Annotated in this window: 22 protein-coding genes; 11 read left to right on the top strand and 11 right to left on the bottom strand. The window is 72.4% G+C overall.

The annotated features are described in order from the left end of the window. Positions 1-155 precede the first annotated feature (155 nt). The 4 genes from ACFC1R_RS32140 to ACFC1R_RS32125 all read right to left on the bottom strand — a co-directional run bounded on the left by ACFC1R_RS32140 (position 156) and on the right by ACFC1R_RS32125 (position 4,783). Positions 156-590 carry an ATP-binding protein gene (locus tag ACFC1R_RS32140; RefSeq protein WP_375944683.1) on the bottom strand — a complete coding sequence of 145 codons (435 nt, stop codon included), beginning with the start codon at positions 588-590 and terminating at the stop codon, positions 156-158. Further along, complete coding sequence (locus ACFC1R_RS32135) at positions 590-961, bottom strand: STAS domain-containing protein (protein ID WP_375944681.1); 372 nt, start codon at positions 959-961, stop codon at positions 590-592. The genes ACFC1R_RS32140 and ACFC1R_RS32135 overlap by 1 nt, the downstream gene beginning before the upstream one ends. Positions 962-1,188: 227 nt before the next feature. Next, a complete protein-coding gene (locus tag ACFC1R_RS32130) occupies positions 1,189-3,672 on the bottom strand; it encodes a SpoIIE family protein phosphatase (protein ID WP_375944679.1) in 2,484 nt (827 codons plus the stop codon). A 241-nt stretch (positions 3,673-3,913) separates the two neighbouring features. Next, positions 3,914-4,783, bottom strand: a complete 870-nt coding sequence (locus tag ACFC1R_RS32125; RefSeq protein WP_375944677.1) for a SigB/SigF/SigG family RNA polymerase sigma factor — start codon at positions 4,781-4,783, stop codon at positions 3,914-3,916. A gap of 365 nt (positions 4,784-5,148) precedes the next feature. Between ACFC1R_RS32125 and ACFC1R_RS32120 the strand changes: the two genes are divergently transcribed. Beyond that, the gene (locus ACFC1R_RS32120) at positions 5,149-5,472 is read left to right on the top strand and encodes a plasmid stabilization protein (RefSeq protein WP_375944675.1); all 324 of its coding nucleotides are present in this window, start codon (positions 5,149-5,151) and stop codon (positions 5,470-5,472) included. Positions 5,473-5,743: 271 nt separating this feature from the next. On the opposite strand, the gene ACFC1R_RS32115 is transcribed toward ACFC1R_RS32120, so the two are convergent. Beyond that, on the bottom strand, positions 5,744-6,277 hold the full coding sequence (locus ACFC1R_RS32115) for a ferritin-like domain-containing protein (RefSeq protein ID WP_375944673.1): 534 nt from the start codon (positions 6,275-6,277) through the stop codon (positions 5,744-5,746). 163 nt (positions 6,278-6,440) lie between these two features. On the opposite strand from ACFC1R_RS32115, the gene ACFC1R_RS32110 reads away from it, so the two are divergent. Together ACFC1R_RS32110 and ACFC1R_RS32105 are read left to right on the top strand one after the other, a co-directional pair. Beyond that, positions 6,441-6,761, top strand: coding sequence for a hypothetical protein (locus tag ACFC1R_RS32110; protein ID WP_375944671.1), 321 nt, complete (start codon positions 6,441-6,443; stop codon positions 6,759-6,761). 70 nt (positions 6,762-6,831) lie between these two features. Beyond that, positions 6,832-7,176 carry a DUF3040 domain-containing protein gene (locus ACFC1R_RS32105; protein WP_375944669.1) on the top strand — a complete coding sequence of 115 codons (345 nt, stop codon included), beginning with the start codon at positions 6,832-6,834 and terminating at the stop codon, positions 7,174-7,176. A 152-nt stretch (positions 7,177-7,328) separates the two neighbouring features. Here the strand turns inward: ACFC1R_RS32105 and ACFC1R_RS32100 are convergent, their stop codons facing one another. Further along, a complete protein-coding gene (locus tag ACFC1R_RS32100) occupies positions 7,329-7,562 on the bottom strand; it encodes a DUF6296 family protein (RefSeq protein WP_375944708.1) in 234 nt (77 codons plus the stop codon). 148 nt (positions 7,563-7,710) lie between these two features. On the opposite strand from ACFC1R_RS32100, the gene ACFC1R_RS32095 reads away from it, so the two are divergent. Continuing rightward, a complete protein-coding gene (locus ACFC1R_RS32095) occupies positions 7,711-7,866 on the top strand; it encodes a DUF6131 family protein (RefSeq protein ID WP_375944667.1) in 156 nt (51 codons plus the stop codon). A gap of 54 nt (positions 7,867-7,920) precedes the next feature. Here the strand turns inward: ACFC1R_RS32095 and ACFC1R_RS32090 are convergent, their stop codons facing one another. Both ACFC1R_RS32090 and ACFC1R_RS32085 read right to left on the bottom strand, forming a co-directional pair. Next, a complete protein-coding gene (locus ACFC1R_RS32090; protein ID WP_375944666.1) occupies positions 7,921-8,646 on the bottom strand; it encodes a hypothetical protein in 726 nt (241 codons plus the stop codon). Next, entirely contained in the window at positions 8,639-9,193 is a 555-nt protein-coding gene (locus ACFC1R_RS32085; RefSeq protein ID WP_375944664.1) for an RNA polymerase sigma factor, read from the bottom strand. Before ACFC1R_RS32085 ends, ACFC1R_RS32090 begins: the two co-directional genes overlap by 8 nt. A 383-nt stretch (positions 9,194-9,576) precedes the next feature. Between ACFC1R_RS32085 and ACFC1R_RS32080 the strand changes: the two genes are divergently transcribed. Beyond that, positions 9,577-11,445, top strand: a complete 1,869-nt coding sequence (locus tag ACFC1R_RS32080) for an ABC transporter ATP-binding protein (protein WP_375944662.1) — start codon at positions 9,577-9,579, stop codon at positions 11,443-11,445. Positions 11,446-11,464: 19 nt separating this feature from the next. On the opposite strand, the gene ACFC1R_RS32075 is transcribed toward ACFC1R_RS32080, so the two are convergent. Then, complete coding sequence (locus ACFC1R_RS32075; RefSeq protein ID WP_375944660.1) at positions 11,465-12,028, bottom strand: DoxX family protein; 564 nt, start codon at positions 12,026-12,028, stop codon at positions 11,465-11,467. 944 nt (positions 12,029-12,972) lie between these two features. Then, complete coding sequence (locus ACFC1R_RS32070) at positions 12,973-14,349, bottom strand: phosphodiester glycosidase family protein (protein WP_375944658.1); 1,377 nt, start codon at positions 14,347-14,349, stop codon at positions 12,973-12,975. Here ACFC1R_RS32070 and ACFC1R_RS32065 point away from each other — a divergent pair. Next, positions 14,348-14,986 carry a transposase family protein gene (locus ACFC1R_RS32065; protein ID WP_375944656.1) on the top strand — a complete coding sequence of 213 codons (639 nt, stop codon included), beginning with the start codon at positions 14,348-14,350 and terminating at the stop codon, positions 14,984-14,986. The genes ACFC1R_RS32070 and ACFC1R_RS32065 overlap by 2 nt on opposite strands. Here ACFC1R_RS32065 and ACFC1R_RS32060 read toward each other — a convergent pair. Further along, on the bottom strand, positions 14,928-15,536 hold the full coding sequence (locus ACFC1R_RS32060) for a TetR/AcrR family transcriptional regulator (protein WP_375944654.1): 609 nt from the start codon (positions 15,534-15,536) through the stop codon (positions 14,928-14,930). The genes ACFC1R_RS32065 and ACFC1R_RS32060 overlap by 59 nt on opposite strands. 151 nt (positions 15,537-15,687) lie before the next feature. Here ACFC1R_RS32060 and ACFC1R_RS32055 point away from each other — a divergent pair, with 151 nt between their 5' ends. From ACFC1R_RS32055 to ACFC1R_RS32035, 5 genes are all read left to right on the top strand, one after another. Further along, on the top strand, positions 15,688-17,139 hold the full coding sequence (locus ACFC1R_RS32055; RefSeq protein WP_375944706.1) for an amidase: 1,452 nt from the start codon (positions 15,688-15,690) through the stop codon (positions 17,137-17,139). A 720-nt stretch (positions 17,140-17,859) separates the two neighbouring features. Further along, positions 17,860-18,126: a hypothetical protein gene (locus ACFC1R_RS32050; RefSeq protein ID WP_375944652.1), complete on the top strand. Its 267-nt coding sequence runs from the start codon at positions 17,860-17,862 to the stop codon at positions 18,124-18,126. Further along, a complete protein-coding gene (locus ACFC1R_RS32045) occupies positions 18,123-19,019 on the top strand; it encodes an acyl-CoA thioesterase (RefSeq protein ID WP_375944650.1) in 897 nt (298 codons plus the stop codon). The genes ACFC1R_RS32050 and ACFC1R_RS32045 overlap by 4 nt, the downstream gene beginning before the upstream one ends. Before the next feature lie 117 nt (positions 19,020-19,136). Next, a complete protein-coding gene (locus ACFC1R_RS32040; RefSeq protein WP_375944648.1) occupies positions 19,137-19,733 on the top strand; it encodes an AAA family ATPase in 597 nt (198 codons plus the stop codon). 371 nt (positions 19,734-20,104) lie between these two features. After that, entirely contained in the window at positions 20,105-21,001 is an 897-nt protein-coding gene (locus ACFC1R_RS32035; protein WP_375944646.1) for an ABC transporter substrate-binding protein, read from the top strand. The last annotated feature ends 46 nt before the right edge of the window (positions 21,002-21,047 follow it).

Below are 21,047 nucleotides of genomic sequence, written 5' to 3'. Positions count from 1 at the left end.
CCATCGACCGGCCGGATCGGCCGACCCTTCGACCTCCTGCGGAGTCCGGACCGAATCCCGGCAGCTCAGCACGGACCACCGGCTCCAACGGCAACCGACACCGCGGGTCACCGGCACGGCGGGACGTCAGCACCGCGAGGCACCAGCACGGCGGGTCACTGCGGCTGCGGGGAGCGGACCTCCAGCCAGACCCGCTTCCCCGCCCCGTTCGGCTCACTGCCCCAGGCCCGCGCCAGCCGGTCGACCACCCTGAGCCCGTGGCCGCCCGGCTGGGAGGGCGGCCGGGTGATCTGGAGCACCGGCGGGCACGGGTTGTCGTCCGACACCTCGATGCGCAGCACCGGGCCGCTCCGGCGCAGTACCAGTTCGTTCGGACCACCCGCGTGCAGGCAGGCGTTGGTCACCAGTTCGCTGGTCATCAGCAGCACGTCCTCGGCCGCCGATCGCTGCTCGGCTCCGACGGCCGGCAGCCAGCCCCAGTCGCGCAGGGTCTCGCGGGTGAACTCGCGGCAGCGGCGGACGGCGCCCCGGGACCCGGCCAGCACCAGCCTGCGGCTCTGCGGCTCCGCCGACTCCCGACTGCCACCCATCAGGTGCCGCCCGGTTCCGCAGTTGCCTCCTCGACCGTGGCGTACACCCGGAAGATGTCCTGTGCTCCGGTGACCTCCAGCATCCGGGCGACCACCGGCGGCGGCCCGACGAGGACGATCAGGCCACCGGCCGCCTCGGAGGTCAGCCGGGCCCGCAGCAGCAGGTTGAGGCCGGTCGAGTCGCAGAAGTCGAGGCCCGAGCAGTCCACCACCAGCCGTTCCGGGGACTCCCGCAGGACCGCCTCCAGTGCCTCGCGCAGCGGGCCCGCGCTGTCGTGGTCGAGCTCGCCCTGCAGCCCGAGCAGCACCCCGCGGGCCCAGGGCCTGGCGGAGACGGTGAACCGGTCGGCGTCCGCCGGGTGTGCATCCATCGGATGGGCTCCTCCCGTACACGCGGGGCCACGCCCCTCCACGATAGATCGACAACCCGTCCGCACGCACTGACCGGTCCCGGTGGCGGGCGGCCCGAGGAGTGGGTGGCCGACGCCCCGTGCCCGGCCCCCAGGCGTCGGGCTGCTCGCTCGGACCCGTGCCGGCCCGGTACAGGTGCCGGTCAGGTGCAGGCTCTGGAGCGCCTTCCGGGGACGAGGACGTCCGGTCAGCGCAGGCGGAGGCCGACCAGGCAGGTGTCGTCCAGCGGGTTCGGCGCACCGAGGCGGCGCAGGACGTGGTCGAGACAGCCCTCCAGTTCCGGTGCCCGGTACTCCTCGACCGCCCGGAGCAACCGGTCCAGGCCTCGGCCCAGGTCGTCGCCGCGCCGTTCGACCAGACCGTCGGTGTAGAGCAGGACGGTCCTCCCGGGCGGGAGGCGCAGCCGGGCGGTGCCGTAGCGCGCCGAGGGCTCGGCACCGAGCACCAGCCCGTCGGGCAGGTCCAGCAGGCGGACGGCACCGTCCTGGGCCACCACCGGCGGCAGGTGCCCGGCCCGTGCCCAGCCGAGCGTCCGGGTGGCCGGGTCGAGCAGGCCGCAGACGGCGGTCGCGATGTACTCGCTGCGCTCGTGGCAGAGCATGCGGTTGAGCCGCCCGAGCACCTCGTCGGGCGGGAGGCCGGTGTACGCCATGCCGCGCAGCGCGTGCCGGAGCTGGGCCATGCCGGCGGCGGCGCGCAGGCCGTGTCCCGAGACGTCGCCGACCACGACCAGGACCATCCGGTCCGGGAGGCTCAGGACGTCGTACCAGTCGCCGCCGACCTTGCTCTCGCGTTCGGCGGGCAGGTAGCGGACGGCGACCTCCAGGTCCGGTTCGTGCGGGCCGCGCGGCACGTCCATCAGCGCGTGCTGGAGCGTCCGGACGGCGCGGTGCTCGACCGCGGTCTGCCGCCGCTGGTCGGCGAGCCGGCTGCGGGCGTCGGACAGCGCCTGCTCGGTGCGGCGCCAGGCGGTGACGTCCTGCACCACACCGCGGATGGCCACCACGACGCCGGGAACCGCGCCGGGTACGGCTTCGGCCATCGCCCGCAGGCTGCGCCGGGCATCGGCCGGCCCCCTGGGAGCACCGGAACCACCGGGACCACCCAGGCCGCCGAGCCCGCCGAAGCCCGTGACCTGGAACTCGGCCGTCGCGGGGCTCTGCCCGGCGAGCAGCCGTTCGGCGACCGCTCTGACCCCGTCCCGGTCGTCGGGGCTGATCGCCGCCAGGACGGTCCGGAGGTCGAGCCCGTCGGACTCCTCGGGCAGTCCGAGCAGTCGTCCCAACTCGGGCGAGCAGCCGATCCGGGTCGAGCCGCGCTGCCAGCTCCAGGTGCCGAGACCGGCGAGCCGCTGGGCCTGGGCGAGCTGGATCTGCTGCCGTTCCTGCTCGTCGTGGGTGCGCCAGCTGACCAGCACCCCGTCGAGGAAGGGCGTGGCGTGCAGGGTCATCGTCGAGGCGTGCACGGTGCCGCCGACCACCTCCAGGAACTGCTCCACCCGGCCCTGGTACGGGGTTCCGGTGGCGGCCACGTCCAGGAGCCGCCGGAAGGTGCCGGAGGCCACCATGCCCGGGTAGAGCTCGGTGACGCGGTGGCCGACGATGTCCTCTCCGGTGCGGTCGGCGAGGTCGACGGTGGCCGCGTTCGCGTGTTCCACCCGGAGGTCGGTCACCTCGCCGGTGGGTTCGCGGACGGCGGCGAGGATGAGCACGGGGTCGAGCAGGGCGTCCAGCACCGCCCGGAACCAGGGCTCGCCGGAGGGCTCCGGGGGGCTGGGGCCCCCGGTGTCGGCGGAGACCATCCGCAGCAGCTGCGCGGCGGTCAGCCGGGCGACGGCGGAGAGGTAGCGGGTGGTGCCCGGGTCCGGCCGGAAGTCATCGGTCCAGCCGAGTTTCATCGCACCGATCAGCCGTCGGCCGGTGCGCAGCGGCTCGGCGCAGACGGTGCGTCCGGGGATGAGGTCCTCACCGGTCAGGTCCGGGTATCGGGCGGCGAACTCCTCGCGGCTGTGCACCCACACGGTGGTGCCGAGCTGGGCGGCCTCGGTGAGCGGGACGGCGGTGCGCGGCGGGATCCGCTGCCACTGGCTCAGCTGGTGGGCGGGGACGCCGTGGCTGCCGACCAGGCGCAGCGCACCGTCCGGTTCGAGCAGTGCGAGGACGACCGCAGCGGCGCCGAGCGGGGCGAGGGCGTACTCGTGCAGCTGTCGGGCGAGGTCGTCCGGTCCTGCGGCGGAGGCGAGCGCGGAGGCAGCCAGGTGGTAGCGGGTCGCGAAGCCCTCGGTGGCCGGTTCGGAAGCGGCCGCGGGCGGGTGCCCGGACGCCCGGACGCCGGTCGTCGGCGGTGTCGGGTCGGCGGCTCGCGGCCGGGGCTCGGAGTCGGACTCGGGCAGCGGGTCGGCGGTGGTCACCGGGTCGGCGGCACCGGGCGGTGCGGCGAGGCCGAGCAGCTCGGCGGCGAGTTCGACGAGCTTGCGGTTGCTCTCCTGCGAGCGCCGTACCAGCTCCTCGAAGGCCTGGTCGGGAGTGCACGAGAGCCGCTCGGTGAGCAGCCCCTTGGCCTGCTCGATGACGCCCCTGGTCCGCATGGCCGCACGCAGGCCGTCCGCCTCGGCTCGCAGCCGGTCCACCGTGGCCTGCAGTACGGCGCGCTCAGCCGAATCGTCGCTCATCGGCAGCCTCCGGGAACAAAACGTCACAGAACGTCCTGCCACAGAACGGCACCAGCGTAGAACGGGTCGTCCCGTCCGGACCACCGACGGGGTGCCTTCCCGGGTCCCGGGTCCCGAGTCCCTGGCCAAAGGCGCGGTCCTCCCCCAACGGCCTCGGGTCCGGCGAGGAACTGCGCAGGCGGCGCGACGGACGGTTCGGGTCGCCCCGGCCCGAACCGCGGTGCCGCCCGGTCAACCGTCGTCAGTGACCGCTCTCACCGGCTTCGATCTGGTCGCGCAGGTGGGCGAGGGTGGCACTCAGCAGCCGGGAGACGTGCATCTGGGAGACGCCGATGCGCTGCGCGATCTCGGACTGGGTCCGGTCGCCCCAGAAACGGAGCAGCAGGACGGTGCGCTCGCGCTGCGTGAGGCCGGGCAGCAGGGGACGGACGGCCTCACGCAGGACGACGAGTTCGAGTTCGTGGTCCCGCTCGCCGAGGCGGTCGACCAGGGCGGTGCCGCTGTCGTCGCCGTCGTCGTGGGGCGCGTCCAGGGAGTCACAGCGGTAGGCGCGTCCGGCGCCCAGTCCGGTGGTGACCTGGTCGGTGGTGAGCTGCAGGTCCTCGGCGATCTCCTCGGGGGTGGGGAGGTGGCCGAGCTGCTGTTCGAGCCGGTCGGAGGCGCGGGCGACCTGGAGGTAGAGCTCCTGGGTGCTGCGGGGCACCCGCAGCGGCCACGAGGTGTCGCGGAAGAAGCGCTTGATCTCGCCGGTGATGGTGGGCAACGCGTAGGTGGGGAACTCGACACCGCGCCGGTGGTCGTAGCCGTCGACGGCCTTGATCAGGCCGATGGTGCCGACCTGGAGGATGTCCTCCGTCTCTGCGGCGCGGTGCCGGAAGCCGGCGGCGGCGAAGCGGACCAGCGGCATGTTGAGTTCGATGATGGTGCCGCGGACGTAGCTGTAGGCGTGGGTCTCGGGCGCCAGTTCGGCGAGCCGGCCGAAGAGGGCGTCGCTGAGCGCGCGGGCCTCGGCCTTGCCCATGGCGCGCATCTCCTGCCGGGTGGGGCGTCGGCTGGTGTCGGGGAGGGCGGCGCTGACGGGTTTGGCGGTGGCGGCGGACACTTGGGTCATCTCCCGGGGTGTCACGGGTCCGCACCGGTACGGCAGCTCGGGGCGCGGATCGCCGCCCGAAGCGTGGTCGCACGGGATGCGGGGGATGGGAGACCGCTCCGCCCGGCTGCTTCAGGCGACGGAATCCCGGCACGCCAGGCGTGCCGTCGGATCGACGGGGGTCGAAGCCCCCGGAACGGAGCCGGGCCGCCGGCCCGAACACTCCGCTCACTGTGGTACCCGCACACGGCACCACGAACCCTCCGGAGCCGGACCCGTCGGCCCGGGAGCAGGTTCCGGGGTGTCGCCCGGAGGAAGCCGGGTAGGCGCGCGGTGAGCCCGCCGGCACCCGGCCGGTGCACGCCCCGGACGAGAGGAAGGCGGCCATGCCCCGAGGTTCCGGCCCCAAGCGCGAACGCCAGTACGAACACATCAAGGAGAGCGCTCTGGACCGCGGTGAGAGCACCGAACGGGCCGAGGAGATCGCGGCCCGGACGGTGAACAAGGAACGCGCCCGGCACGGCGAGTCGAAGACGGCCAGCCGGAGCTCGGTGAAGGACATCTCCTCCGGTCGGCGCGGCGGGCTGCGCTCGCACGGCGGCGCCGAGGGTCCGACCTACGACCAGCTCTACAACGAGGCCAAGCACCGGAACGTCAAGGGCCGTTCGAAGATGAACAAGAAGCAGCTGGCCGACGCACTCGGCCGCTGAGCGGATGCCCGATGACGACCCGATGACGAGAGGAAGCCCGATGACCATCCCCGTCCCGCCCGACCCGGACACCCACCCGCCCGTTCCGGGCCCGCTCCCCCACCCCGGTCCCGGGCCCGGCGACCCCGTACCCGTACCACCGCGGCCCGATCCGGACCCGGGGCCGCCCACACCGCCGGAGCCCGGGCCCGACCCGGCGCCGCCGCCGATGCCCGCACCGTAGCGGCCCGCCGAGCCGTGGCGGCGTCGCCGCAACCACCGAGCCCGGGTCTCACGCGTCCAGCAACTCGGCCAGGGCGTGCGCGTTCTGTTCCTCCTCCTCCAGGACGGACTCGACCAGCCGCCGGGTGGTGGGGTCGCGGTCCCCGAGCCAGCGGGCGATCTCCTGGTAGGTGGAGACCACGATGCGGGCCGCGAGCAGGTTCTGCTCCAGCATCGCCCGCAGTTCACCGTCGTCGGGTGCGGCATAGTCGGTGTGCGCGCGTTGGGCGAGGGTGGCGGGGTCGAAGTTCGGCTGCCCGCCGAGCTCGCCGATCCGCTCGGCGGTGGCGACCGCATGGCTCATCTCCCGCTCGGCGTGCCTGGTGAAGAGCTCGCTCACCACCGACCGGTCGACCCGCTCGGCCGAGCCGGCGTGCCGCGTGTAGCGGAGCCAGCCGACCACTTCGGCCGCGACCACGTCGTTGAGGACGCTGACCACCCGCTCGGTGTCCAACCCGTACCTGGTGGTCGCCGGACCGGCGGACATGGTCTGCAGCGCCTCCCGGCGGATCCGGTCGACGTCCAGCGCAAGGCCGTAGCTCATGGCGTTCTCCTTCCGGACCGTGGTCACGGTGGGCGTCTGTCCGTGCCGACGACGCCGAAACCCGTTGCCTGGTGTCGGCACCGAGCACCCGGGTAGACGACCGCGGACAGGCGAGGCCGTTCGACGGTGGAGCGGCGCAGCGATGGAGACGAGGTGTTGCGGCATGGACCCCGGTGAGGAGTTCCGGCCGGCGGGGGTCGGAGTCGAAGGTGCGTCGCGGGCCGGCGCCAGCTGGGACCTGGCGCTGAACCGCCTGCGGTTCCGGGTGCGCACTCGGCTGTGGGAGACACTGAGCGGACGGCGGCCGTACCAGGCTCTGGTGTGGTCCGCACTCTCCTGCGGACTGCTGGTGGCCGGCGTGCGGACGTCGGCGGCGGCGGCACTGTGGGGCTTCGGCCTGCTGTGGGGCGCAACGTTGGTGGTGGCCTTCGGGGTGCTGTACTCCCTGCCCGGCGGCGGGCGGAAATCCGCGCGACGTCGTTAGAAGCCGGTGTACGCCGGGCAACAGCGGGGCAGAGTCCCGTCACCGGCTGGCAGGCAGGGAGGTGGCGACGATGGACGGACCCGTCCTGTCCGCGCGGGAGCGGCAGATACTCGCCGTGATCGAGGCGGAGTTGCGGACCGACACCGAACTGGACCGGCGCCTTCGGAGCATGCGGCTGGGCCGTGTGCGGCACGCCGTCCAGATGCTGTGCCGGGTACCCGTCAACGTGCTGGTCCTGCTGGCCGCCTGCTCGTTCGGGCTGCTGTCGGTCGGTGTCCGGGTGCACTCGTACCCGGCCCTCGGCGCGTTCGCGCTGGTCTGCGCCGCGACCGTGGTGCTGCTGGTGGCCCGGGGCGCGCGGCGGCTCGGTACGTGGCGCTCCGGCGACCGGCGTCGGGCGACCTGGGACCGGTGACCGGTCCGGGCGCTGCGCCGGCCGGCCTGTGCCCCGGGCGGAGTGCGGCGCGCGCGGGCTGCCGCCGCTGTCCGGCGTCCGGCCACGCGCCGATGCCCGGCGCCGGGTGCGGTTCGGTGGCCGACCGGCCGGGCGGGACGTCGGGGCGGCCGTCAGGGCAGCGGGTGGGCGTGGACCGGGTTCTGGGGTTCGGGCAGGCCGTCGCAGTCGAGCAGGAACACCATGCCCTCCGCCGTGATCTCCGCGCGGACCCCGCGCTCGGCGTCCGCGTACAGCGGGTGGCCTTGCGGGCCCGTCACGCCGCCCTGCAGGTGCACGACGACGGTCTCCTGCTCCTCGTGCGCGCCCGGCCGTCCGGGGAACGTCAGCACCCACCGCTGCGGCATCTCGGTCACTCTGTCCCGCCTCCCACTCTCGCCCAGCCTGTCACCGGGTCGGGAACCGCCCGGCCGACCATCCGGCGAGCCGAGTGATTACCGCGCACGGAGCTGGGCACACGCCGGGGCGAGGGGGGTCACCCATTGGGAGGTCGTCGTGATCGTCCTCGGAGTCATCCTTCTGATCATCGGATTCTTGACCAGTATCAGCATCCTGTGGACGATCGGCATCGTCCTCGTCGTCATCGGACTGGTCCTCTGGATCCTCGGCGCGGTGGGGCACGCCGTCGGCGGCCGCCGCCACTACTGGTGACAGCCGTCCGGGCCGCCCGCGTCCGTCGCCGGTGCCGCCACTACGTGTACGCCGTCACGTGTCCGACGGCGGGTACATCGGGACGAACGAGGCGGCCGCCAGGACGGAGCCGTTCCCGGCGAGCAGCCGGATTCCGGTGACCGGAGACGAGCTCGCCGGGTACGGGCCGTCCCAGTGCCCGTACCCCTTCGCGACGGCGAACGGGCCGAGGGTGACGCTGGAACCGTCGCCACGTTCGAGCTGGCACGAGACCTTGCTGCCGAGGGTGGACCCGTCGGCATCCAGCGACATGTAGATCCAGGGCGACGGCCCGGTGGAGATCAGTGCCTGTCCGACGGTGCGTCCGGCGGCGACCAGCTTGGCGGTGAGCAGTGCGTGGCCGGCGGACGTGCCGGGCGCGGTCACCGCGGGCGGACCGACACGCTCGGAGGCGCCGATCACCCAGCCGCCCACTCCCCCGAAGGCGAGGGCCGCCGCCGCGGCCGCCGCGGGGAGGGCGAACCGGTAGCGCGCCACGCGGCGCCGCACCCGGCGCACGGGCGACAGTCCGATCCGCTTGAGCACCCGGCTCTCGAAGCCGACGGGGGGCTCGCAGCCCGCGATCAGGTCCACCAACCGGTCGGCGGTGAGCGCCAGTTCACGGATCTCCTCATGGCACGCGGGGCAGGACTGCAGGTGGGCGATGGCCGTGGCCCGATCGCACGCGGACAGCACACCGAGGGCGAGCTCAGGACCCATCTCCCGGAGCTGGACGCAGCTGAGTCCACCGGTGTCATTCATGGCCGGTCCTCCTCTGCCGTGTCAGGGAGACGCGGAGCTTTCCCATCGCCGCCCTGATCCGGGTCTTGGCGGTACCGAGCGGCACGTGCTCGAACTCCGCGATCTGCTGGGCGGTCATCCCGTAGATGCCGGCCATCACCAGCGCCCGGGCCTGCTCCCGTGGCAGATCGGCAAGGGCCTCTCGCAGCTCCTCCGAGGTTTCGGTAGCGAGCGCCAGGCATTCGGGCGTCCGGGTGACGGCCTCCAGGCAGTGCTCCAGTTCGTCGGGTTCGAGCGGGACGGTTCTACGGGTGCGAATGGTGTCCACCGCCAGGTTGTGGGCGATGGCCGCCAGCCAGGTACGGACCGACCCGCGGCGCGGGTCGTACACCTGGCCGTACCGGCAGGCCCGCTCGAAGGTCTGCTGGGCGATGTCCTCGGCCAGTTGCACATCGCCCGTCACGGCGATGGCCACACCGAAGATCTTGTGCTGGAACCGGCGCACGAAGGCCAGGGCGATCTCGGGATCGCCCGTCATCAGCCCTGCCAGCAGTGCCTCGTCAGGCATCCGCTCCAGGGGGGCGCCTATCCGGTGCATGTCTTCAGTACGTACCACCCCGGCGGAGGGATTGCCCACCGCTCCGCAGCTCACCGGCCCGCGGCAATCCCTGGAACACAGTTCTGCGTAGTACTTGCAAGGCCCCGACTTGACCCGTCACAGCGCAGAGAGGAGGCCAGGATGAGCATCTTCGGTCGATTCGGCTACGGACGGCGGCACCACGGACGCCACGGGCGTCACGGACACCACGGACACCACCGGCACAACCGCTGGTGAGCGAAGACGGAGGTAATCCCTGTCCTCGGGGGCCGGCCGCGCTCGGTCGGCCCCTGCTCACTGCGACGGGGAAGCGGCTCGGCGGAGGAGGCGACGCCTTGGAGCCCTCACGGGGCATGCAGACCTCACGGAACGCGAAGCCCGCACGGAGCCTGGAGTCCTCGGCGGATCCGGCGGTCTCGAGCAGCTGGTCCGGCACGGAAGGCCCGGTCTCGCCCTCGCCGACGGTCCCCGTGCGGGAGGCCTTCCGGCGGTTCTGGCCGTGGGCGCGCCCCGACGCAGCGTGGCTGGCGGCCTCCGTGTGCCTGCTGGTGACCGGCAGCTTCGGCGAGGTGGTGTCGGTCTGGCTGTTCAAGGATCTGATCGACGGCGTCCTGGTCCCGAGGCGGTTCTCCGCGTTCTGGCCGCTCGCGCTGGCCATGCTCGGAACGGCCGTGGGCGCGGCGCTGCTGACCTACGCGGGCAGCTACGGCGCCAGCCGGGTCTCCGAGCGCTTCGTACTGCGGCTGCGCACCGCCACCGTCGCCCATCTGCACACCCTGCCGCCGGACACGCTGGAGCGGCGGCGGCACGGCGACGTGGTGGCCCGGCTGACCCGGGACGTTGCCGCCATCGAGCAGTTGGTCGCCTCCGGACTGGTCGAGGGCGGCGCAGCGCTGTGCGGCCTGCTGCTGTTCGCGGCGGCGGCAGTGTACCTGAGCTGGCCGCTCGCGCTCGCAGCACTCGCCGCGGCTCCACTGTTCTGGGCCGGCGCGCACTTCTTCGGCCACCACATCCTGGTCCGCGAACGGGTGGCCCAGCGCCGCGCGGGCGGCGTCACCGCGGTCGTCGAGGAGAGCCTGCGCAACTCCGCTCTCGCCCGCACCTGCAACCAGGAGGCCCACGAGGTGGAACGGGTCCGGCGCGAGGGCAAGGCGCTGATGGACGCCGAGCTCGCCACCGCACGCGTCGCCGATCTGTACTCGCCGTTCCTCAACGTGCTCGAAGTGACCGCGGGCGTGGCCGTGGTGGGCATCGGCGCCTTCGAACTGGAGCGCGGTTCGCTGAGCCTCGGCGGACTGCTCGCCTTCGCCGCGTTCATGGCCCAGCTGTTCGAACCGGCCCAGCAGCTCTCGGAGCTCGCCTCGGTGGTGGGCGCGGCCGGCGCCTCGGCCGAACGGGTCATCGAGCTCCTGGACACCCGCAGTCCGGTCCACGAACGCCCGACCGCCCATCACGCCCGGTCGGTCGTCGGTCGCCTGTCCTGCGAGAACGTCCGCTTCGGCTACTCCGGTGACCACGAACACCCGGTGCTGGCGGACGTCACCTTCGACATCGGCCCGGGCCAGGTCCTGGCAGTGCTGGGACCGAGCGGCTGCGGCAAGTCGACGCTGGCCAAGCTGCTGGTCCGGTTCCTGGATCCGGACCTCGGCACCGTACGCCTCGACGGCGAGGACCTCACGGACCTGACCCTCGTCTCACTGCGCCGGGCCGTGACCCTGCTCCCCCAGCAGGTTGGGCTGTTCCACGCCACGATCCGCGACAACATCGCCTACGGCAGGCCCGACGCGACGCAGGCCGAGATCGAACGGGCCGCCGAGTCCGCAGACGCGCACGGCTTCATCACGGCGCTGCCGGACGGCTACCAGAGCGAGATCGGCCGCGACGGCTTCCAGCTGTCCGGCGGACAGGGCCAGCGGATCGCGATCGCCAGGGCGTTCCTGCGCGGCACGCCCGTCCTGGTCCTGGACGAGCCCACCGCGGGCCTGGACGACCGGTCCGCCGAGAACGTCATCGCCCCGCTGCGGCATCTGATGGCCGGGCGCACCACGGTCCTGATCACCCACGACCGGGCGTTCGCCGACACCGCCGACTTCGTCCTGCGGCTCGGCCCGGCCGACGGCGTACGCGCAACCCCCGTCCATACCGCCCCCGTCCGCGCCGCCCCCGCCTGTGCGACTGCCGCCATCGGCGCGACGGCCCTCGGGTACCGGTCCGCCGGCTGAGGCGCACCGCCCTGGGCCGCTACAGGGCCGCCCCCTTCAGGCACAGCACGATGACGGCTCCGACACCGCCCAGCCCCAGGGCGGTGGCCATACTCAACCACCCGCCACGGCCCCAGCGGAACGGGTGATCCAGCGCCAGGCGGCCCGGGCCGACGGCGGCCACGGCGATCGCGATCAACGTCAGGCACAGCGGGTACTCCATGCCGCCGCTGTCGGCCCACAGGCCGCGTCCCGAGCTGACGGCCATCGCATTGATCATCACCCCGATCATGGCGGCGGCCGCCAGCGGGGTGAGCAGTCCGAGACCCACCCCCAGGCCGCCCGCCATCTCCGAGGCCCCCGCCAGACCGGCGAAGAGACTGCTGGGATGGTAGCCCAGGGCGGCGAAGCCCTTTGCCGTGGCACTCAGACCATGCCCACCGAACAGGCCGAAGAGTTTCTGGGCACCGTGGCCGGCCAGCAACAAACCGGCCAACCGGAGCACCAGCAGGCCGACGTCCGCAGCGGAGACCGGCGGTGCATGCGCGGGGGAAGCGGCGACGCGGCCTGGAGAGGCCCGCAGTCGCTCAACGGTCAGTCTCATGGCGAAGCTCTCTTCCCACCCGCCACCACCGCCGCGGACAGCGGTCGCCACGGAGGCGCCGACGCGCGCATCGGGTCGGCCGGACGCGGCGCTCTGGCTGTCGTCGGCCGAGTCCAGGGACAGCCGGACCGACTCCGCCTCACCGGGGGCCCTGCGGGAGCGGGCCCCGACCGGCTCCGCCCCCGCAGGCATCCGCACGTCTCACCGAACCCTCCGAGGAGGGAAGCCGTGATCCAGCAGCATATGTATCTACTACGCGGCACCCCCCGGGAGGGATTGCCCCGAGCGCAATTTCTACAGCAAGGGGTGCCGACTTCCGTTCGGCGGTGAGCTGTTCGGGCCGCCAGGCGGAGCCGCTCCGAGGCTCGACCGACTGCGCGACGCGGTCACTGCCCCAGACCGTCCCGACACCAGGCGATCCCGACGCCAGACCGTCCCGACGCCGGCCACCTCGGTGCCGGTGCCCGACCACCCAGCCGGCTGCTCGGGTGTGCCCGGGACCGACATCGGCGGGGAATCCGACATCGGCGGGGGAAGAGGGGTCACCGGGCAGGCCGACGGTAGGCGGTCGTTCCCGAGCGCGCCCGGCGGGCCGTCGGGCCTCGGCCCCGGCCAGGGCTTCAGCCGCTGCACCGAGCAGGCTCGAAACGCCGTCCTCGCGGCGGAGCACGGAGGCCATCCGGCCGGCAATACCGAGATCCGCCCCGCGAACCCGCGCACCCGGTCCTCGGCCTGCTCGGTCCTCACGCCGAAAGCCACGCACCCGTCGCTCCGGGGCTCCGCACTGGCCGCCGAGCCACCGGGCCACCGGGCCACCGGGCCACCGGCGTCGCCCTGCCACCCGCCGTCCGTCCGATCGATCAACCGATCAACCGAGCAATCGATCAACCGACCGGCCGACCGGCTGACCGGCTGACCGGCTGACCGGCCGCAGTAACGATTCGTCAGCCGGAGAAGACCGCGATGCCGTTCGGGACCGAGCGCTCCTGGCCCCGGTCGAGGTTGTTGCGGACCCGCACCATGCCGGTGCCCGGGTCACGGGTCGCCAGGGTGGCGGAACCACCGCCGTCCAGGTAGACGGCCTCCGTGCAGCCCAGGGAGCGCAGCACATCGGCGAGTTCACCGACGGTCAGTCCGCTGGAGGTCCCCTCCCGGCCGTCCATGGACAGCAGGTGCAGCACGCGTCCTCCTGCGGTGATGCCCACCGCCGTACGGGGCTCGGCGACGGCGGTGTCCAGGCCCGGCAGCGGCTCGTGGCCGCGGACCACCGGGTACGCGCCCAGGGCGAAGGCGAACGGCACCCCCGCGGTGGATTCGAGGGCGTAGTCCACCTGGACGGGAGTGCCCGGTGTCAGCTCGCGCAGCGCACGGGCACCGGCCTCGCGCCCGAGCAGGACCACGGCGTCCTCCGGGATCGCACCCCTGCCCGGGGACTCGGAGACCGACTCGACCTTCCCCTGGCGGACCGTCACCTCGTAGGACTCCCCCGTACAGGGCGCGGCCCGGTCGTCGTCGGTCCCGCAGACGGCACGGGCCCGCGAGACGGAACCCCACCGGGGGGTGAACACGCCGATCGAGTCCACCGGCAGGGCGTACTGGTTGAGGCCGCCCAGCTCCAGTAAGCCCTTGGGCGTACGGACGTGGCCGCGCAGGGTGAGCCGGGCCGTCCGCGCCCGGCCGTCCGTCCCGACCCCGAACACGTCCTCGCTGGTGTCGCCGTCCGGGGGCGTCCAGCCGAAGCGCTGGCCCTGCGGCACCGCACCCTTCAGTGGGCGCCCGTCCAGGACCATCGGCCCCGACGTCGCCCCGGTGGCCTCCACCCCCGGGTGCTGCTCCTCGGAGATGTCGAAGAAGTCACCGTTGATGCCGCCGACCGCCCCCTGCTCCGACGCCATCCCCGACACCGGCGCGGTTGAGGCGACCGCACCGGGGTACAGCATTCCGGCCCGCACGCCCGGGTGGTTCAGGTCCGCCGTCAACAGGTGGACGTGCGCGCTGCCGTGGGAGGTCGGCACGGTGAACGACCGGTACTCCACGCCCGGAACGACCTGCTCCGGTGAGCCGAAGCGGCCCTCGTCCGGGGCCACGTAGGGCTCGACGGCAGGCGCGGCAGGCTTGGCGGCAGACGCGGCAGACGCTGCGGGTGCAGCGGCGACGGGAACGGAGACCGGAACGGGCGGACCCAGCGGGGCGGGAGTCGCGTCGGTGGCCTGCGGGGCTGCCGGATCGGACGTCGAGGTGGGCGACTCGGGCCAGGGGTCGATGGAGGTGCTCAGGCAGACGAGGAGGAAGGCGGCAGCGGCATAGGTGGCGGGCCTCATGAGGCCACTGTGCAGAAAAACATATGGAACTACGCATAGGCACGACGCCCGCCCCCTCGGCTCCACCCGGTGGGAGGCGTGGCAGGTAGCACGGCGGTGGCGGCCGACCTGGAAGCGGCGGACGGTGACGCTGCGCCACTGGTCCGGGTGCGAGACCGGGCGGTACAACGCTCCGCACCCCGGCTCCCGCCGGAGCCCGCAGGAGCAGACGACGGGCCGCACGAACAGGGCCGGCCACCGGCGGCGCGGACCCGCCGCCGGCTCGCCGCTGCCCGGCTGTCGGGTCCGGGGAACTCCCGCAGCTGCTGGACGTCCCGCAGCGGTACCCGATCCGCGCCGGGCCAAGGGCCGCCGCCATCCCCTCGCCTTCGTCCTCGCGCTCGCCGCGTGCGCGGTGCCGACCGGCACGAAGTCCCTCGCTGCGGTCGGCACCCGGCCCGCCGCCCGCGACCGGCCGCACCCCCGGCCACGTCGCCGTCGAGTTGACCGGCCACGGCCGGACGGTTCCGATCACCGACGACCGCATCCACCGCCCCGTCCAGCTCGTCCACACCAGGATCACGCCGTGGCGCGACCCTTCACAGGGCAGCCTCGGGGGCCGAGCGGCGGTCCAGGACGGCCTCGACGATCCTCATGAGCCGCTCACCCGCGTGCTCGACGCTTCCGTTCTGGGCGCTCACCTGGGCTCCTTCAAGGATGAAGGTGATCTCCGCGGCCGCCTCGTCCGGATCGGGCAGCCCGGCCCGGGCGCACAGGTCGGTGAGTCGGCGCACCTGGCCGGCCTTGTGGGCTTCGATCAGCCGACGCGCCGGGTGGGTGCGGTCGGGCAGTTCCGCAATGGAGTTGATGAACGGACATCCCCGGTGGGAGATCTCGGGAAGTCCGTCGGCGATGAACCGGGCCATCCCCAGGATCTGCGCCCGGGGCTCGTCGGGGTGTGCGCCCTCCAACCGGTCGAACGCAGCGGTGTAGTCGGCTGCGACGATGCGGAGCCACTCCTCGACCAGCGCGTCCTTGGTCGCGAAATGGCGGTACAGCGCCATCTTGGTGGTCTCAGCCCGGGTGGCGATCACCTGGACACCCACCGCCTTGATCCCCTCGCGCGAGAAGAGCTCCTCCGCCGCGTCAAGGATCCGCTCCCGGGGCGGCAACTTGGCCACCCTGCTCTGCCTGCTGACTCTGTCCATGCTCGCCGTACGGCCCCTCATCGGTCCGGTGGGGCGTTGCACCGCCCTGGTCGCAATGTTACGGTACCGACCAGTCCCGCATGATACCGCTTGGTCTCTTACGATACCGAGCGGTATTGCCAACCGGTACCGATTCTCCTGAATGGACGAAATGAAGCTCTCCGAGTACGTGGACTACGACGGCGTCGGCCTGGCCGACCTGGTGGCTCGCGGCCAAGTGACCGCCGCGGAACTCGCCTCGACCGCCCAGCTGGCGTCCGACGTGGTGAATCCGCAGATCAACGCCGTCGTCGAGACCTGGCCCGCACAGGACACGCCGGCTCCGGGCAGTACGCCACTGGCGGGGGTGCCCTTCCTGATCAAGGACCTCGCCGTCGCGATGGCCGGCAAGCGGGTGGAGCTGGGCAGCCGTATCGCCGCAGGAAACGTCGCCGGGGCCGACTCATCGCTCATGGCGCGCTTCCGTCGCGCCGGGCTGGTGACGCTCGGACGCACGGCGACTCCGGAGTTCGCGTACAGCACCACCACGGAAGGCGTCCTGTACGGCGCCACCCGCAACCCCTGGGACCCGACCCGCAGCCCCGGCGGCTCCAGCGGTGGCTCGGGAGCCGCCGTCGCCGCGGGCGTCGTCCCGATCGCGCATGCCACCGACGCAGCGGGCTCCATCCGTGCCCCCGCCGCCAGCAACGGCCTGTTCGGGCTGAAGCCGACCCGCGGACGGATCTCCATGGGCCCCGACGCGGACGAGGTCTTCAACGGGCTCGCCGTCCACGGCGTCCTCAGCCGCTCGGTGCGCGACAGCGCCGCGCTGCTGGACCTCGTCCACGGCCCCGAGGTCGGTGACCCCTATTTCGCCCAGCAGCCGGAGCGGCCCTATGCGCAGGAGGTCACCCGCTCCCCGGGCAGCCTGAGGATCGGCCTCCTCACCCGACCCTGGGGCGGTCGGACCGTCGACGGCACCGTCGTCGACGCCACGCTCCGCTCCGCACGACTCGCCGAGTCCCTGGGGCACCGGGTGGAAGAGGTCCAGGTCGACCTCGGCGTCAGCTGGGAGGAATTCACCCTGGCCAACGCCCGCCTCTGGAGCACCAATCTGGTGACGTGGATCGACGGCTTCGCCGCGGCCTTCGAGCGCCCCGTCGACTCCACCACCGTCGAACCCGAGATACTGGCCAGTTACGCCTACGGACAGCAGGTCAGCGGGGCCGAGTTCGTCCACGCGCTCGCGATGCGCAACAGCGTCGCGCGCGCGATCGGCCGGTACTTCACCGACTACGACCTGCTGCTCACCCCGACCCTGCCCGAACTGCCCGTCCCCTTGGGCACGTACGCCGAGGGTGCCGAGGGCGCCGACGGTCTCGGCTGGCTGGAGCAGCTCTTCCACCGCTCGCCCTTCACCGCCGCGTTCAATGTCGCGGGCACCCCCGCCATGTCCGTCCCCCTGGAGACCGACCCCGTCACCGGACTCCCCATCGGCATCCAGTTCGCCGCGGGATACGGACGCGAGGACGTCCTCTTCCGTCTCGCCGGACAGCTGGAACAGGCCGCTCCCTGGGCACAGCGGACCCCCGCCGTGTGGGCGGGCAGTCACCACAACTCCTGACCTCGCGCCCACCCTGTTCTGATCAGGGACACCGGCCGCTGCAAGCCAGCTCCGGGGTCGTCCGTGGCCACGGTCCGCAGCGGTCGGCGCCCCTGGTCGCCGAGTCGGGCCGGTTCGTGCTCGTCGTCGGCGGTGGTGACGGGGAGCCGTTGCAGTCCGACACTCGGCAGCCACAGCAGCCACCTGAATCGAACACCAAGCCGGGCGGATCACCTGAACGACGTCGCCCTGCCGCCGCGAGGGGCGGGACGTCAACCCGGCGACGCGTGCCGGAGATCGACTTTTGCCGTAGGCCGCGACCAGCGGGCCGTTCCCGCGTTGTCCACTGGGGGATCTTGGAGCGAGTCGACGCGAGGTGTGGATGTTCGAACGGACGACGTAATGCCGTGGCGCGCGTTCGACGAATGATCGAGGGGAAATCCCGCGAGAAAACCAGAAAATCAGCCCACGCATCGACCACCGCATCGGATCCGACTGCCGAACGGTCAGCGCGACAACTATTCTACTACTCCAAAAGTAGGCAATCTGTCCAATCCTTGCACAAAACGTCATGGAGGCCGCCGGATTGAGATAGCGTCATTTCCGTAAGGGCGGGGTCCGGGGGGATGCCTGTGAATCACCCCGATCCAGCCGCAGCAACTATTCATAAATTCGGGAGACATCGTGCACAATTGCCGACCGGGAATTGGTTCGACTTCCCCTGACGGTCTGCAGTTCGCGGTGGACGCGCTCGCGGCGTTCCCCGCCAGGGTCAGGACCGGGAGCGGAGGCGTCCCGGAACGGTTCGCCGCCGTGGCCGAGCTCTGTCGGACCGTGGACGGAGCCCTGGACGCACTGGTCGTCCGCACCGCGGCCGAGGCGGCCGAAGAGGGTTGGACCGCAGGGGAGATGGCCGCCGAGCACTCGGCCTACCACGCCCGGCTCGAGCGGGCGCTGCTGACCTCTCCGGTCGGCAGCAAGGGAAATTCCGGGCGGAAGAAGCAGTGAGCACACCGTACACGAATACGAATCCACACGTCCTGCGGTGCCCCACCCGGTGGAGTGACGTCGACGAGAACGGCCACATCAACAATGCCCGCCTGGTCTCGTACATCCAGGAGGGAATTCACGACCTGTTCCACCACCACGCCAAAGCGGCCAGGGAATCGCTTTTCCCGGCCGGATTCCTGATCGCACGCCATGAGATCGATTACCTGGAACAGCTGCACCATCGGCCCGAGCCGTTGCTGGTCCGGCTGACGGTGGAACGGCTCGGACGTAGTTCCGCACATGTCCGGGTGGATGTCTGCCGTGATCCGCTCACCTACATGACGGCCCGTACGGTCGTGGTCGCACGCGACCGGGCTTCCGGACGCTCGCGCAGACTGAGCCAGTCGGAGCGCCAGTTCCTGTCCGAGTACATGCCGACGGCTGCTGCGCACGGCGTCACCCACGCGGTCACCCCGCACGCGGTGGCCCCGCACGCCGTCACCCCGTATGTCGTCGCGCCGCATGCCGTCGCGCCGCTCCGCGAGCAGGGTCCGGTGGACGTCCGGGACCTGGAGAGACCGGCGGCCGCCGCTGTCGGTGCCGAGCCCGGCGGCAGGCTCCGCTGCTCGGTGCTGGCCGGTCCGCACGGCGAGGCCGAGGCCCGGCTCGGCCAGGAGCAGCAGCACGAACCCCTGAGTGCGGACCGCGTTCAGGACCTCCACACCGGGACCGTCCCGGTCGTCCCGGGGGTCGAGTACGGTCAGCAGCGCTCCCGGCTCCACGACCGCGACCGCGACCGCGACCGCGACTACCGGCGGATCGGCGACCATGCGCCGAGCCCCTGGGGCAGAGCGCTGCCCTCCGCGCGGGCGGAGCGGCCGCTCAGCCCGTCGAAGAGTCCGTACTCGTAGTCGAGGCGCTCGGAGCCGAACAGCGATGCTCGGAGCCGAACAGCAGCGTGCCCCCGGGCCGGCCGATCCCGCTGGCCGGCCCGGGGGCGTCCCCGGGCGGTGCGATACGGTCCTACGGTGATCACGACGCAGTGGGACGTGCTCCTTCTCGGTGGAGCCTCGGGAGTCGGCAAGAGTCGGGTGGCAGCGCAACTGGCCCAGGAATCGGGGGCGTTCGTCGTCGAGTTCGACGACGTGGTCAGCGCCGTCCAGACCATCACCAGCGCCGAGCAGCATCCCGGCCTGCACCATTTCGACGGCGTTCCGGACGCCTCTCCGCTCGACACCGCGCGGGTGCTCGAACTGCAGATCGCCACCGCGAACGCGTTGGAGCTCGCCGTGCTCGGCGTGGTCCGCAACCGGCTGACCGTCGATGTCCCCGCGGTGGTCGAGGGTGACTACCTCACCCCGGCCGCCGCGGCCAGGGCGATGCGGGAGGGCGCGGCGGCGGGCCGACGTGTGCGGGCGGTGTTCCTCCACGAGCAGGACACCGCACAGGTCACCGCCAACTACGCCGAACGCGAGCCCGGGAGCGGAATCCAGAGCGATCGGGCGGACATCAGCGTCCGCTATTCGCAGTGGCTGGCCGAGCAGGCGGTCGAGCATGCGCTGCCCGTCGTGGACTGCCGCCCGTGGGGCACCCTCCCCCAGCGGATCGGACAGGCCGTGCGCTGACCCGGCTCCCCGGCCCTCCACCCGCGGCGGGACGAGGCGAGTCGCAGCAGGGCGGGGCAGAGCAAGGCGAGGCAAAGCGCAGCAGGGCAGAGCAAGGCAGGGCAGGGCGGACAGCACGGTCTCAGTCCGTGGAACGGCCGGGCGGACAGTGACCTCCCGGTCCCCCGGTCCGGCCGAGGGGATGCAAGGATGGCCGGACCCGCCTGCCGATGGCGGACCTCAGCCGACCGGCCGTACGCCCATCCCGCGACGGTCTCCAGGGCAACGGGACGAGGTCCGCGCTGCGCACCCCAGCAGCACCGGTGGCGCACCCTCACTTTCCCTCCCTCAGGAAACGCATCACCATGCCCAGAAACACCGTCATACCAGTCATGCCCATACGCACCCTGGCGGCCGTCGGCGTCGGCGGTCTGCTGCTGTCCGGCTGCGGCGGGAGCCCCACCGCCGGGGCCGGTCCGAGCACCTCGGAGCTGCGCAGCCGCATTCCGGAGGCCGTCCGAAAGGCCGGCGTCCTCAAGGTCGCCTCCTACCTCAACTACGCCCCGGTCGACTTCAGGGGCCAGGACGGCGAACCCGCCGGTCTCGACCCGGAACTCGCCACCGCGCTCGGCGAGTACCTCGGGCTGAAGGTCGAGTTCCAGGACATGCCGTTCGCGAGCGTGATCCCTGCCGTCCAGGACAAGAAGGTCGACATGGCGATGTCGGCCGTGATCGACACCAAGCAGCGCCAGGACGGGACCGACGACCACGGGCTGCCCTCCGCGGCCGGGGTCGACTTCATCGACTACTTCATGACCGGGACTTCGATCCTGGTCAAGAAGGGCAACCCGGCCGGGATCGGCTCGTTGGACGACCTGTGCGGCCACACCGTCGCGCTCCAGCAGGGCACCGTCCAGGACGAGCTCGCCCAGCGCCAGGTCGGGGCCTGCGCCAAGAACGACAAGCAGCTGCAGATCCACGAGGTGAAGGGCGACGAACAGGCGCTGGCCGAGGTGACCGCCGGCACGGCCGTCGCCGACCTCAACGACTTCCCGGTGGCCGAGTACAACACCACCTCCCACAGCACCGGGAAGTTCGAGGTGGTCGGCACCTCGGTGCAGTCGAGCCCCTACGGGATCACGCTGAACAAGGACAGCACGGACCTGCAGTACGTGCTGGCCAAGGCACTTGACCAGCTGATCCGCGACGGCCGGTACGACAAGATCCTCGCCAAGTGGAACATCGGCTTCGGCGCGGTGGCCAGCTCCGTGGTCAACGGCGGTCTGTGACAAAGCGCCTGACGCGGCATCAGCAACGGGCGTGGGGAGGCCCGAC

The sequence above is a fragment of the Kitasatospora sp. NPDC056138 genome (assembly GCF_042264695.1).
Classification (GTDB): Bacteria; Actinomycetota; Actinomycetes; order Streptomycetales; family Streptomycetaceae; genus Kitasatospora.
Note: the sequence above shows the minus strand (reverse complement) of the source record. Positions and strands in the feature narration are given on the sequence as shown.